We start from the raw sequence: 13,537 nt of genomic DNA on the forward strand, positions 1-13,537 counted from the left end.
CCTCGAAGAAGGGCAGGACCCGTTCGTTTAACACGTCCGCGGCCGTCAGCGGTGTCTTGGAGTCGTACAGCTTGGTGAATGCGACTGACGCGAAGGTGTCAACCACCGTCTGTTGGTAAATACGGCCCACACCCTTGATATAGCCCACGTACATCGTGTCTTGGGAAATGAGGTAACCGGGGTGGTGCGTTTCGACCTCATCCGGGTCGCTCTCACGGGTCTTCCGCGCTCGTTCGAGCGCCTGCAGCTGTGCCTCGGTGAACACGACGCCTTCCTGGGCCGACTTTACTTCGAGCCGCTTCAATCGTTTCTTAAAAGTCTCCAGGTCGTGTCGCATCCAGACGCAACGTACGCCGGCGGCCGAGATGGAAAAGCCCCGTTGGCGCAACTCATTGGCCGCCCGCACCTGGCCGTAGGCGGGGAAGTCTTCAGCTACTTTCACAATGGCCTCCTCGATTTCCGGGGCCACGCGGTTACGATGATTCGGCTTTCGCCGTGACTGCTCGCGAAGGGCTTCGATACCGCCTTCTTCGTACGCCTGCTTGATGTCATAGAAGTGCTGACGAGACACCCCCATTGTCCGGCATGCCTGGGATACGTTGTTGAGCAGTTCCCCTAACTCGAGTAGACTCAGCTTGGCTCGTACGAGCTTGTTGGATTGGGTCATGGTTATCTCTCCTTTGGTTGGCGCCAAAGGGATACCTGACCCAATTCTCGTGTCAGGTGTCAAATCAAGTCGTGACTAGGACACTTCCCTCTACCCATTCGCGTGATTCGTGTAATTCGTGGTCAACTCTCTTCATCTGAAACTCGAGCGGCAGCCGCCCTCGGCTGCCGCTCGACCCCTCGAATCGTCACATTGGGGACCCCCTGGGCGGCGGACTGTGTAGCGCGGAAGGCCAGGCCCCCCGGCACGGAGAATGGGCTCTACCGAAAGGAACAGGCGTATTAAACGTGTGGCAGGCATCTTGCCTGCCTCTTTCCAGGGGCAGTCATGCGTCTAAAGAGGCAGGCAAGATGCCTGCCTCACGTTGCCGCTATCTATCTGGCAAGCTCTTAGCGCCTGCTTGCACATTCTCCCATTCGTGTAATTCGTGGTCAGGCGAGCGCTCTCACTACGGAAAGTCCAGCCTTCCCGGCATAGAGTCCCAGCGCCACAGACGAACCGGGGCCGTCCGACGGCAAACCAGAGACTTCCTCCGCCGGAGGCGGACGCAGCATCGGACGAGTGTCCGATCATCGAATGATGCACTTCGTATCGCGGAAGTTGCTCATTGAACTGATGCGCGACGGAACGCGCATTTCTCAATTCAACGCGGGCTTTGCATCGGGAACGACGGCTTCGTTGTAGACGCGGACATCCTTGATCCAGCCGTTGAAGTAGTCGGCGGCGCCAAAACCAATCCGGAATGGCTGGCCGTTCGACAGGTCGTATTGCGCGGGATCGAACGGCGCGCTGGTGGATACCAGCTTGCCGTCTATGTACAAACTTAGGCTGCCACCCTTGCGCACGACGCTTACGTTACGCCAACCCGGCTCCAGGGCGGTGTCGCACGTGACGTTGCGGCCGGCTTCGATGCTGAAGACTCTGCCTGTCGGCAACACGCCGCAGAACAGCTTGCCTTTATAGACCGCCATCGACCATGCGCGGCGGTACTTCGTGTCGGTGGTATCAAGCGGCTGACCGAAAGGCGTCCACGTGTTTTCGCCATCCAGGCGGAAGACCTGCGCCGAAGGCAGCGTGCCCACGTAGAGCTTGCCGTTGTAGGCCATCATGCCCATCGTTTCGAGTTCCTCGGCGGTGCGTCCGCGCGGCGTGAACACGCCCTTCTCGTCCATCTTGTAGACGTACGCTTGCGGCCACGTGGATACGTGCAGGCGCCCTTCGTAGACGGTGAACGAGTAGTCCTGGTAAATCGGCGGATCGATGGTGCCGCCCACATACGCCCAGTCGGTTCCGTCATACGTGAAAGGGCCGCCGGGCTGATCGTAGGAGACCATGTACAGCTTGCCGTTGAACGTGCACGGATTCAGCACGCGCCGGCCCGGATTGCCGCAGTAGGTCCACGAAGTGCCGCCTTCGTACCGGTACAATCCGAATCCGGGTTGCTTGAGCGTCGTTGCGTACAGCTTGCCCTTGTATACGCCCATGCCGCCCATTGTGGCGGCTTCGCCGGTTTCTGGGTTCGAGAGCACGCCGCAGAACGTCCACTTCGTGTCGCCATCGTAACGATAGACTTTGCCGCCCGGCGTGGTGTTGGGCGACGCACCGAGCGAGGAACCGGTCGTGTCATACCAACCGGTGCCCGCATAGAGATGGCCGTCGTACACCGCGAGCGATGCCACGGCGTTGCTCTTGTCCGGGCTGCCGCAATCAATCCACTGCGTGCCGCCGTCGTACCGGTACACATGGCCCGATTCCTTCTCGCCGGGCTCGCAGGTTGCCGCGTACAACTGCCCTTCGTGCACGGCCATGCCGAAGATGAAGATCGCGTTGCCGGGCCGCCCGCAATCGGTCCACTGCGGCTCCGATTGCGCGTTGTCGATGCCCGCGTAGACCGTCCGGTAATTGGGCTGCGAATTGGTCACGCCGGTCGCCGCGAGAATACCGAAGTTGAGTCCGCGCCGCGCGGCGGCGTCGTACATGCCGACGATATCGCCGAGCCCGTCGTCCAACGAGGCTTCCGTGCACACCCACGCGGAGATCGTGAAGTCACCCGTGCCCAACGCGGGGGCATGCTCGCTTGGCACTTCGAGATACGCGGCGCGGCCATCAAAGCGTGCGGCGCGTGTGCCGTCCGGAGAGGGCGAGTCAAACACGGCGCCGTGGTTCACGGCGTGCCGTGCGTTGGGGGAAGCGTCCTGCCCATCCGCGACAAGCGGCCAATGCGCAATGGGTTCAGCGGCGCGTGCCGACCATACAAGGCCGGTTCCGATCACAAAGACAAGCGCGTACCGCATCATGGCCGGGATTCTCCTTACGTTGCGTCTATGTGAGCAGGATTAGCCGTTCGACAACCGATAGATTTCCCATGCGATGGCTCCGTTGACGAGGCCGGATGCCGCGAGGACGGGTACATCGTAACCTTCCATCGGTACACACGCATCGGGCCAGTCCCACATGGGATCGATCCATATTACGCCGTCATCTTTCACGAAATCGCGGTCTTCGCGCACGGTCACGTAGACCACACGCGCTCCCGCGGGCCGCGCGCGCCGCAGCAAGATGTCCGTGGGTTGCTGGTATCCGATGTGTACGGCGAGGTCATTCGGTCCGTAGGTGTCCATGGGGTGCGCGCCGTGAAATCCCGCATTCCATACCGCCGACTTGAAGAGGCTGCCAATGGCAGTCTGCTCCACTTCGAAGGGGAAGATGTGGCCCATGCTGTACATGTACAACGAGCCGCCCTTCGCGCGCGCTTCTCGCGCCCAGGCGCCCGCTTTGTCGAGCTTCGCGCGCTCTTCCGACTCGACGCGTTTGACCATGCGCGTGATTTCGTCGACGAAACGATTGCCGAGCTCGCCTGCTTTCACTGGCGGCACCGTGAGGTTGTCGTGGTAGGCAATCTCGCCGCTCTTGTATTGAACGATACGCGCGTTGCCGGTGTAAGCGCCAATGCTCTCGAAGAGGACGGGCGTCTTGCCAATCCGCGTCAGTGCGGCAATCAGTTCGCCGGTGAAGATCCACGCGTCTGCGGCGTATGCCAGGCGTGGCGACACGCCGGTCGCATCTGCGTGGCCTGGGTAGCAGGCCGATTCGCCTTGTCCGGGTTTGCCGCCGAAGACGATGGCGCCGCCGGGTATCGCGGCGGTGTCTCCGGGCATGGCGAAGTGCATCACGACGTCGTTAGGCTGAAGTTTGGTGTCGCCCAGCGAACGGATCATCATGAAGCCGCCTGCGCGTCCACTGACCTCGCTCACGAGGCCGGGATCTCCCGACGCGAATAGACGCCCGCCGTCCGCGAGTTTCTTCGCGGCGATTTCCGCAACGGGGGTCATCGATGGAATGTCCGCACGGCACGCTTCCATCAGCGCGGCTGTACGTAGAAGATACGATCCGTTCTGTTGCGGCGCGGAGGTATCGACCGCCGCCGAGAGAAGCAACGCCACTGCAACCATCGAAACCACGATAGAATCTCCTTACGGTGGGTGGTCCGTCAGCGGACCGCTAATTCCGTTCTGAACTCGTCCTTATACAAGCCAATAGTATCGAAGGGGATCTTCTCGAAACCTTTAATATGTTCAAATACGGGCGCACCGTCGCGCAATTGAAAGTTTTGCGTCGCGGCATCCACGAATCCCGGATCTTCCTGCGCAATCCAGTTGTTCGACAGGCTCCAGTTGCCCGATGCCTCATCTTCGCACCTGTAAATGAGGTTACGTGTTGCGCGATTCACGCGCATCTTCGGAGTCTGGTCCATGAATCCCTGCAATTGGGGATAACGCTCGATGTAGGGAGGTTTGGTGATGTCCACTTCTTCAAGCAGGCGCGTGCGCCACAAATCGCCGCCGAGCCACTCGTTCCACCCCTTGTCGTCCCAAGGTACATGTCCCATGGCGCGTTTGCACTCGACGAACACATTGTTCTCGACGACATTGTCGTGGCCGCCGTGAATGAACACCGCGCCAAAAGAGCCGCCTGCGGCGCGGTAGAACACATTGCCAAATACCTTCTGGCCGCCGGTGCCGTCGTCGAAATACACCGCGCAACTGCCGTGGCTCATGGCGCTGCCGGTATCGTGCCAGTAGTTGAAGCGAATTTCGTTGCCGCGCTCGGAGGGATTGCGGCCCATGTAGAAGGCGCCGCAATCGTCGCTCTCCAGACCCGAGTTGTAGATCTCGTTCAGCTCGATAATGTGATCGTTGCCGCCAAGGCCGATGGCTTGGTGCGGGGTGTCGTGGATCAGATTGTGCGCGATGCGTACGCCAACGCCTGATATGTGGACGGGAAACGCATGCGTCCGTCTACGGCGCGAGACTTGATAGATGTGGTTATTGATCGCCTCGTGGCCGCACGGCGTCAGGGTCTTACGGTCTCCGCCGCCGAGGCTGATGCCCGCCGTGCCAAGGTCGAAGAGATCGCACCCGACAATTTGGTGCTTCTCGCCGCCGTCCACTGCAATGCCGTCGAGGCCCATGTTGCGTATTGTGCACGCGGCAATACGGTTTTCGCGGCCGCCGGAGATCTCGATGCCGCGCATGCAACTGGTCTCCAACGTCACCCCTTGGACCGTGATGTGCGAGGCGTCCTTCATGACAATCATCGGCGTCGTGAGCGTCGATAGGACAACACGGGCGCCGGTTAAGGGTTTGGGCGGCCAAAAGTACAGGCGTGCGTTTTCACGGTCGATGTAATACTCGCCGGGTTGGTCGAGTTCTTCGAGCAGATTAATGGCGCAGAAACGTCTCGGCGCGGGATTGCCACCGCCAATTCCGTAGACGTGGTTGAAGCCCAGCGTGATCTGGCGCTTTTCCGTGTCGATGGACGCGACTTTAATCGTCTCGCTGGCCCAGTCGAAGCACCAATAGCCGAGCAGCCACACGCCCGGCGCGTTCTTCCAGCGTACGGGACGATCGCCTTCGTATTCGAAGATACCCGGTTTGTCGGAGGTTACGTTTCGCCAGGGCGCGGGACCACTCTCGACGACGCGCGCAATGTGCGCCCAGTCGCCGTTGGGCCAACGGGCAAGCGTCATCCGCGCGTCGTCAAAGAACAGCTCTGGCACATTTGGCGGCTCAACAAAATTGTCGGGCATCGCACCGAGGTTCGTAATGCCCAAGGCCTTCAGGTCCACGCAGAGCGTGGGAGTCTTCGCCGCGTCATCCATGCGATCCAGGATCGCGTTGTCTGTCAGCGGGGCAAAGGCCTCCGCGGGAATGATCGCACCGCCGGTGAAACGTACCGTTTCTCCGGGAACGGCCCGATAGGTCACGGGCCGATCTGCACCCTGTCCGCTGTCTTCACTGCCCAGCATGAAGCTCTCGGTTAAACGGTACTCACCTCCGTGAATGGAGACGGTCACTCCCCCGTCGGGAAGTGCACCGTTCTGCCGCAGTGCTCGCACGGCTTCGCGGGCTCGCGCCAGTGTGGCGAACGGCGAATCCGCCGTTCCCGTGTTTGCGTCGTTCCCCGTAGAGGCCACGTGCAGTTCCACGGCCCACGCGCTGCACGCGCCAATCAGCATTGCGGCAACCAGTATTCGCATGATACTTCCCTTGTCGTTGTGGTTCGGGAGATTCTACACAAATGCCGAGGGCAATTGGTCGATTGGCCTGAATACAGAGGCGCGTTTCTCGCGAGGCGAGCCACTCGCGCCCTTACAGGGCGCACGATGGGAAGGGGGGCTGATACCTGGGGTTTCGATTCGCGTCAGGGACGCGAATCTCACCCCAGGCTGGAGTATTTCGCGCTTGCAGCGCTCCGGAGAAACGGGTCAGATCTCGGTCGCGAATTTCACCCAAGCTGGAATATTTCGCGCTTGCAGCGCTCCAGAGTAACGAGTCTTCGCGTGCAGAGCGTTTGCGACAAGTCTGGTCAAAGAGAAGTTCTCTTTCTGAGGATCATGCTAAGCTCGTTCTGCTCTGAAACCGTTGTAGCGCGAAGAAGGAGGGGCACTTGGACATCTTCATGGAAATACACAGCGGTTTGCCTCGGGAAGGTCCGGGAAGCAACAAATCGACGCGTGCGGCCTATGCTCTGATGAAAGAGTTGCCTAAGGATGCCGCTGTCCTCGACATCGGGTGCGGTCCAGGCATGCAGACGCTGGAATTGTCTGCGCTCACAGAAGGCCCGATCATCGCGGTCGATACGCATGCGCCGTATCTTGACGAGTTGAACCGGCGTGCTCGCGCGGCAGGCGTGGCACATCGCATTGAGACGCGTAACCAGTCGATGTTCGAGTTGGATTTTCCCGACGCTTCGTTTGACGCGATCTGGTCCGAGGGAGCCATTTACTTCATGGGCGTCGAGAATGGACTGCGTGCGTGGCGGCGGTTCCTGAAGCCGCGCGGATACGTCGCGATCACGGAACTCTCTTGGTTAAAGCCCCGTCCACCAGAGCCAGTACGCACATTTTGGGAAACCGTTTACCCCGCCATGGCCGACATTGAAACAAACCTGGGGCGTGCCCACGCTGCCCAATACGACATCGTAGGTCACTTCACGTTGCCGGACGATGACTGGTGGACGCATTACTACGCGCCGCTCGAAGCGCGCGTCGCAGCCCTACGCGAGAAGTATCACGACGATCCCGAGGCCCTTCGGTTGCTCAATGAAGAGGAAAAGGAATTCGAGATGTTCAGGGCCTATTCGGCCTGGTACGGATATGTCTTCTACGTTATGAGGGCTTCCGCATCATCTTAAGCTGCACTTCGGCCGCTTTCCCTTGCGGAGGCACGATAAACATCGTTTTCTCGTTCTGGTCGAACTCGGGAGAGACAGATGGGCCGCCGGAAATGTCCCAGGAGTCGATCTTCTCATCTTCGGGCATGAAGATCTGCGTGGGTGCCGTGATGGCCGGGTCTTCGTTCCATACGAAGAGGAACGATCCGGCTCCGGGGTCTTTCCCATAGGAAACCAGCGACCCTGCCACGTGCAATGGAATAGCGCGGTGCAGCGCAGGAAGATATGCCGCATCTTTGACGTATCGGCCGTACTCCCAGAACGTGTCGCTGAATCCATGGCGCTCGAACTCGCGAACCGTGAATTCGGCAGTGGGAACGATTGCTGGACCGGCGCCGCCGTAAGCGCCCCATTCGCCGATGAGAACGGGCATATTCAGTCGCTTGCCCGACTCTGCGTGCCGGTCGAAGATGAGTTTCACGCGCTCGTTCGACGCGTTCGTCAAATCCGGCGTGTCTACCACGATGTCGTAGCCGTGCGGCGCGTAGGCTTGCAGCGGATCGCGCTGGCCGTCCGGTCCCATCAGCGGTTCGAGTCCGGTACGAATGCCCATGTTGCATGCCATAAGAGTCTCGAGAAACAAAATGTGATTCGTGTCGACTTCGCGTATCGCGTTCGCGACCCGCTGAAACATCGGCACCACGTGTGCGCGCTCAAATGCTTGAACCGCTTCCTGCGGCGCATCGACGACCTTTGTGAAGATGTCGATGTCCTGCAGGCGCGTCATTAATTCGCTGCGCCCTTTCGGGTCCATCCACTTGGAGGCGACACTCAGGACGTCTGGCTTCGTACCATCCTTTGCGGCCATGGCTTCTGCAAAAGCCGAGGCCATCAGGATCTGAAGATCCGGTATGCCGCTACCTTCGTTGGGTTCGTTGAAGAGGTCATAACCGATCACCGTCGGATTGTCCGCATAGCGTTTCGCCACGTGTTGCCACGCCAGCGCAAACCGCTCCTGAACTCCGACGCCGTCCGGGCCGGGTTTGTTCGCCCAGAAGTTGTCGAAGGACTTCTTCACCGCGGCACTCAGTTGATAGGAGTCGCTCCACACGGCGCCGGTGGTATGCGGCAGACCTTCATCCAACGTGGCCCATTCCGGCGCGCCATCACTGTACTTCACGCTGAACAAGTCCTGGTGCATGTCGAGAAAGACATAGAGCTTGTTGTCGCGCGCCCACTCGATACGCTGATCCACCTTCTTGAGGTATTCCTCATCGAATTTGCCGGGCTCCGGTTCCAAGCCGTCCCAGATGATTCCAAGCCGGATGCAGTTCATCCCCCAACGGCGCATCTGCGCGAAGTCTTCCGGGCCGTGCCAGCTTTGGTAGTTCTCCTTGGGGTCCTTGCTGATCACGGCCATACCGTGCAATAGCAGTTGACGGCCTTCGGAATCGATAAAGGCGCCATCTTTAACCGACACGAACGGCGACCTCTTCGGCGGAATGACTGCAACGGGTGGTGGCTGTGGTGTTGCCTCCTGTGTCGTCGTTTCGGGTACGACAACAGGCTTTTCCGTGGGCGGAGGGACATCCGGAGTCGGCTGAACGGACTTTCCGCATCCCAGCGCTGCCACGAGCGCGATTAGGAAACTGCTGGCAATTGCTATTCTCATGACACTACCCCATCGGTTGATCAATCTCGATTTCTGCTCGACACAACCATACACCCTTTCTCAAGACGGGCACTACTCGGATCGCGACTATCCCGCCGTCCGGCGCATGATCCATTCCAAAGGACCCTGGGCATGGCGCGACCGCCACGCCACGGAGAAGAGTACGGCGGCGGCGAAGTATGCAAGCGCGAATGCGACAGAGTAGAGGCGCGGATGGATGTATTCGAGCTGATTGAAGATGAGCAGCGGTCCCAACACAAGGATGATATGACCCAAATAATGAGTCAACGCGAGTTGCCCCGTGTTGGCGAGTGCGCGAACGGTTCTTGAGTCCGGACGGCGTTCGCAGATTATGAGACAGATGAGAATGACCGAAATGGCTGTGGCCTGTGAGGCAGTGAAATTGAACACACTTGGCATGACTGCATGCCATTTCATAATCGATTGCCGCAGCGCGGGCGCATACGAGGTCATGCGCCAGAGCATTTGCTCCCACCCTCGCATTCCGAACTCCGCAGCCAAGGCCACACTAACGGAAACTGCCAGGTAGCGGGCGCGACGCTCGGGATTCCCAAGAATACGGCGCGCGAGCCACATTCCCAGAAGGTAGAACCCTATCCAGGGGAAGTAGGGGTGGAAGCCGTTGTAGAACAAATTACGCGGGAAGCCCGCGAGGGACCAGAAATCCAGATACCACATGTGGTCGGGGCCGTATCCCGCACCGTGATCCAGCGAGAAACGCATTGGAATCGAAATCGCAAGTGCTGCAAGCGCAAGCAAGGGATACACGTACGTGGGGGCGTAAATCAGCAGTGCTCCAGTGGCCATGTAGAGTCCGTAGAAGTGCAGGATGTCCCCTGGCCAGACCCGGAACAGTCCCAATCCCAGCACGAAGATGAACACCGCGCGCTTGAATACGCGCGCACGCGCGGCACTGCGAAGGGCGGGGTCGTTCGATTCGCGCGCCTGTTCGGAGAGCAGGATGGCCCCCATGCCGGCGAGCGTTACGAACGTGACCGAGGCGCGTCCGTCGAACCGGTCCAGTAGCAGAAGCAGCCAACTCGGGCCGCCTCCGCGCGCGTTCATGGCGTTCTTATAGTTGACAAAGACCATTCCGAAGATGGCAACGGCGCGCGCAACGTCCAGTCCCAGAACCCGTGCGCGTTTGCCGGAAACAACCGAGGCTCGATCACGTTCCACGCACGATCCCCCACATCATCTCGCACCCCCAATTGAGTCCGAATGCGGCCGCTAGGGCGGCGGTTCCAGAGGGATTGTGCTCAATTGGCATGGCTTAAGGCAAAACGTGTCACGCAAGCGCCCCAAGTTGCGACTTATGTAGTGAATCCCGGAAGCACGGGCTTGGAAAGAACTGGTGATACACTAGAGAGGGATTCCAAACATGGCCCCATTCACCTCATCCGAATCGTCGGCATTGGCGGCGTCGCAACGCGGCGATCGCAGCGCATACGGACTGCTTGTTGAGAAGTACAAACATCTGGTGTGCGCGGTCACCTACGGCACGACGGGCGACATGCACGCGAGCGAAGACCTTGCCCAAGAGACCTTTGTCGCCGCGTGGACACATCTTGATCGGCTGCGCGACCCCAGCGCATTTCGTTCGTGGCTCTGCGGGATTGCGCGTAACGTTGGCCTGACGTGGCTCCGGAAACGGCAGAGGGACGTTCTCACGAAGACCGCCGCGCTCGAAACAGGGCGAGGCGTGGCCGATCCCAGTCCGACGCCGCGAGAAGCGGCAATTAAGCGCGAACACGAGGCTGTTGTCTGGCATGCGCTGGAGAAGATCCCCGAAGGCTTCCGCATACCGCTCATCCTCTACTACCGGGAAGGCCGGTCGGTAGAGGAGGTGGCCAAGACCTTGGGGATGTCCGACGCGGCAGTGCGCCAACGGCTGCATCGGGGCCGTGAATTCCTGCGCGCGCAAGTCGCGGAAGTCGTCGAGGCGTCGCTATCTCGCACGCGTCCGGGTTCAGGATTCACGGCGGGCGTCTTGGCGGCAATAGCCGCGATACCCGTGGGCACGATGGCCAAGGCGGGAGCGGCCACCGTCGGGGCGGGAATCGTGAAGAGTCTGTTGGGAGTGCTCACCACGCGTGGTCCGCTAACCGCGGGGATTTGGGCAAGCGCAGCCGGCGGCGTGGCCGTACTGTTGGTGCTGTTGTCGGGGTGGAATGCGGGCGTTCAGTCCGAACCGGAACCACTGGCAGATTCGGTTACCGAGTCAAGCAGCGCGGTAGAAGTCGATACGAAGACGTCCCCTTCACCGCCCGTCGAGCATGCAAAACCGGAGCGTGATGTCACTGAGGAGGCAACTCCGGCGGCAACGGCGGTAGATCCGGTGTCCGCACCCGAAACGTCTCCAGCCTTGAAAGCGATTGTGGTTCATCCTCCGGACAGCCCGATACACGAGTGGGACGGCCCGCTTCGTCATACCGGCCGGAAGGGTGAGATTATTGGACAGATTCTTACGTTGAATGATGAACCCGCCGGCGGCGCCGAGGTCATGTTCCACACATGGCGCGGGCCGCGTGTTGCTATTGCAGGGAAGACGCGCAGCAACGCGGACGGCTGGTTCAGCATTGACCTGCCTCCCGGAAAGTATAGTCTCGCTGCGCAGTGGCAAGGTATGGCTGGAATCGATGGCGGTTGCAGCGCGCCGATCGTGGTAGCGGAGGGCAGTACCCTTTACACGCAAACGCGGGTCGAGCCTGGGCTTTCGGTGAAAGGCATTGTGGTCGATGACGCCACGGGGATTCCGCTCGCGGGGGTCATCGTGGTCTCAAGCGGGGGCCAGGCGCTTCGCACGGACGCTGCGGGAAGGTTTGAATTCAAAGCCCTTCACCGGAACTATGACAATACGCTCGCGGTCGTGGACGACGCCTGGTACTGCTATTCGCATGCGTTCGCTGGCGGTACAAGCGCCGTTGCTCTTGAGCTGCGCGCCCGCGCGGCGGGGACTATTCGTGGCCGAGTGACGGGAAGCGGGGGAAAGCCGATGCCGGGAGTGCCCGTGAAGCTGGCCTTGTCGGGATCGGGTTTCCAGCTATCGAACTGTCTCGCGATAACGGACCGTCATGGTGCCTACACAATCTCGGGAGTCGATACGGAGCACTCTCGTTTGCCCGTCATGGCGCGCAGCAACGGGTATCGGCAAGTCGACGGGACCGCGTGGGCAAGTTTTGATTCGGGAAGCCGTACTGCGGTCATCGATATTCAGCTGCGACGAGATCCTTCCGCCAAGTACGAAGAAGATGTCCCCACGTTTATGAATGCCTACGCGGGGCCTTCAGACGAACCGGTGGAAGCGGTCGAGGAAACCGCCGAAGAGGTAGTCATGCCGTCGTCCGAAGGCAATTGGATAACGGGAAGCGTGGTAGACAATGAAGGCGAGCCCTTGTCGTGCGTCACGGTGGTTTCGAATGAGGCGCGCGCAATGACGAATGCTATGGGTGAGTTCCGGCTTGAGGGATTGACTGAGGATGGCCGCATCAAGGTCCGCGCCATTTCTCGCGGCGATACGGGCCCTGGCGGCACACTCGCGGAGTTGCAGGTTAACCGCGGCAATCAGCGCATCGTCGTTCAAACACCCGAATGCGAGGTGGTTGGACAGGTCCTGGACAAGGTCACGCACAAGCCCATTCAACGATTCTGGATCAAGATTAGCCATTCAACGGACACAAGCCCGATGGACTTCCGAGTTTATGGTGAAGAAGTGCTGGTCAATTCAGAAGACGGCACGTTCCAACTCGGCGACATTCAGGCGAAGGCGGGTGTTCACGGGAGGCTTACGGTACGCGCGGACGGATACTCGCTGGCGACTGTTCCGCGCGTGAGACTGCATTCCGTGGGCAACTCAGGCATGGACAGCCCGCGTATCGAATTGACAGCCTCGCCGATGCCGGGTGGATTCAATGGCGTGATTGTGGACAGGGCGACCGGCGTGCCGTTGGACGGTGCGCGGATCTCCATCAATGAGGCCGACGGTGTTGCAGCCGGGACGTTTCCGTACTCGTTTCCGTTCTCCGGTTGGGACAGTACCGTCACGAATTTCCCTGGGTCGCAGCACGCCACAACTGACGCGCAAGGCGTGTTTTCGTTCCCCGATTGGGCTGATAGCAAAGGCTGGGTTGCCGTCGAATGCACGGGGTACGGCCGGTACTGGCTTCACGATGTACCTTTCTCCACGCCGTTCAGACTGGAGATGGAACCGCAGGCGGTGTTGACGGGAAGCGTTGCCACGCCGGTCGATCCGAATGGGTTGGGGGGCGGCGTTACTATTTTCTGGATGGATGGCAACGAGGCCATTTGGAATGAATGTGTTCCAATCAACGACGACGGTACGTTTTATTGCGATAGACTTGCACCAGGGCGGTACATGGTGCATTCGTACGGCCTCCAGATCTGGCATAAGGAGAACATCACGTTGAAGGCCGGCGAACGGCGCGAGATTCATTGGTAGCAACAGGCACTGGATTGAAGTAGACGAGGGCAGAGACTACCGA

General features: G+C 60.0%; 8 protein-coding genes. 2 read left to right on the plus strand and 6 right to left on the minus strand.

What is annotated here, in order from left to right:
- The 4 genes from K1Y02_08025 to K1Y02_08040 all read right to left on the minus strand — a co-directional run.
- The coding region (locus K1Y02_08025; GenBank protein ID MBX7256296.1) for a helix-turn-helix domain-containing protein at positions 1-667 on the minus strand (667 nt) is incomplete at its 3' end.
- Between the two features lie 638 nt (positions 668-1,305).
- Positions 1,306-2,964: a LamG domain-containing protein gene (locus tag K1Y02_08030; protein ID MBX7256297.1), complete on the minus strand. Its 1,659-nt coding sequence runs from the start codon at positions 2,962-2,964 to the stop codon at positions 1,306-1,308.
- A gap of 39 nt (positions 2,965-3,003) precedes the next feature.
- Positions 3,004-4,128, minus strand: a complete 1,125-nt coding sequence (locus tag K1Y02_08035) for a hypothetical protein (GenBank protein MBX7256298.1) — start codon at positions 4,126-4,128, stop codon at positions 3,004-3,006.
- A gap of 29 nt (positions 4,129-4,157) precedes the next feature.
- Positions 4,158-6,206 (minus strand): right-handed parallel beta-helix repeat-containing protein, encoded by a 2,049-nt coding sequence (locus K1Y02_08040; GenBank protein ID MBX7256299.1) that lies wholly within the window; start codon positions 6,204-6,206, stop codon positions 4,158-4,160.
- A 422-nt stretch (positions 6,207-6,628) separates the two neighbouring features.
- Here K1Y02_08040 and K1Y02_08045 point away from each other — a divergent pair, with 422 nt between their 5' ends.
- Positions 6,629-7,363, plus strand: coding sequence for a class I SAM-dependent methyltransferase (locus K1Y02_08045; GenBank protein ID MBX7256300.1), 735 nt, complete (start codon positions 6,629-6,631; stop codon positions 7,361-7,363).
- On the opposite strand, the gene K1Y02_08050 is transcribed toward K1Y02_08045, so the two are convergent.
- Both K1Y02_08050 and K1Y02_08055 read right to left on the minus strand, forming a co-directional pair.
- Positions 7,338-9,014, minus strand: a complete 1,677-nt coding sequence (locus K1Y02_08050) for a cellulase family glycosylhydrolase (protein ID MBX7256301.1) — start codon at positions 9,012-9,014, stop codon at positions 7,338-7,340. The two genes, K1Y02_08045 and K1Y02_08050, sit on opposite strands and share 26 nt — an antisense overlap.
- 87 nt (positions 9,015-9,101) lie before the next feature.
- Positions 9,102-10,214, minus strand: a complete 1,113-nt coding sequence (locus K1Y02_08055; GenBank protein ID MBX7256302.1) for a DUF418 domain-containing protein — start codon at positions 10,212-10,214, stop codon at positions 9,102-9,104.
- Between the two features lie 202 nt (positions 10,215-10,416).
- Here K1Y02_08055 and K1Y02_08060 point away from each other — a divergent pair, with 202 nt between their 5' ends.
- Positions 10,417-13,494, plus strand: a complete 3,078-nt coding sequence (locus K1Y02_08060) for a sigma-70 family RNA polymerase sigma factor (GenBank protein MBX7256303.1) — start codon at positions 10,417-10,419, stop codon at positions 13,492-13,494.
- Positions 13,495-13,537 lie beyond the last annotated feature (43 nt).

Source organism: Candidatus Hydrogenedentota bacterium (genome assembly GCA_019695095.1).
Taxonomy (GTDB): domain Bacteria; phylum Hydrogenedentota; class Hydrogenedentia; order Hydrogenedentales; family SLHB01; genus JAIBAQ01.

Coding starts and splice junctions, on each gene's coding strand:
- K1Y02_08030 (MBX7256297.1), bottom strand. CDS start 2,964: ATGATGCGGTACGCGCTTGTCTTTGTGATCGGAACCGGCCTTGTATGG.
- K1Y02_08040 (MBX7256299.1), bottom strand. CDS start 6,206: ATGCGAATACTGGTTGCCGCAATGCTGATTGGCGCGTGCAGCGCGTGG.
- K1Y02_08045 (MBX7256300.1), top strand. CDS start 6,629: ATGGAAATACACAGCGGTTTGCCTCGGGAAGGTCCGGGAAGCAACAAA.
- K1Y02_08050 (MBX7256301.1), bottom strand. CDS start 9,014: ATGAGAATAGCAATTGCCAGCAGTTTCCTAATCGCGCTCGTGGCAGCG.
- K1Y02_08060 (MBX7256303.1), top strand. CDS start 10,417: ATGGCCCCATTCACCTCATCCGAATCGTCGGCATTGGCGGCGTCGCAA.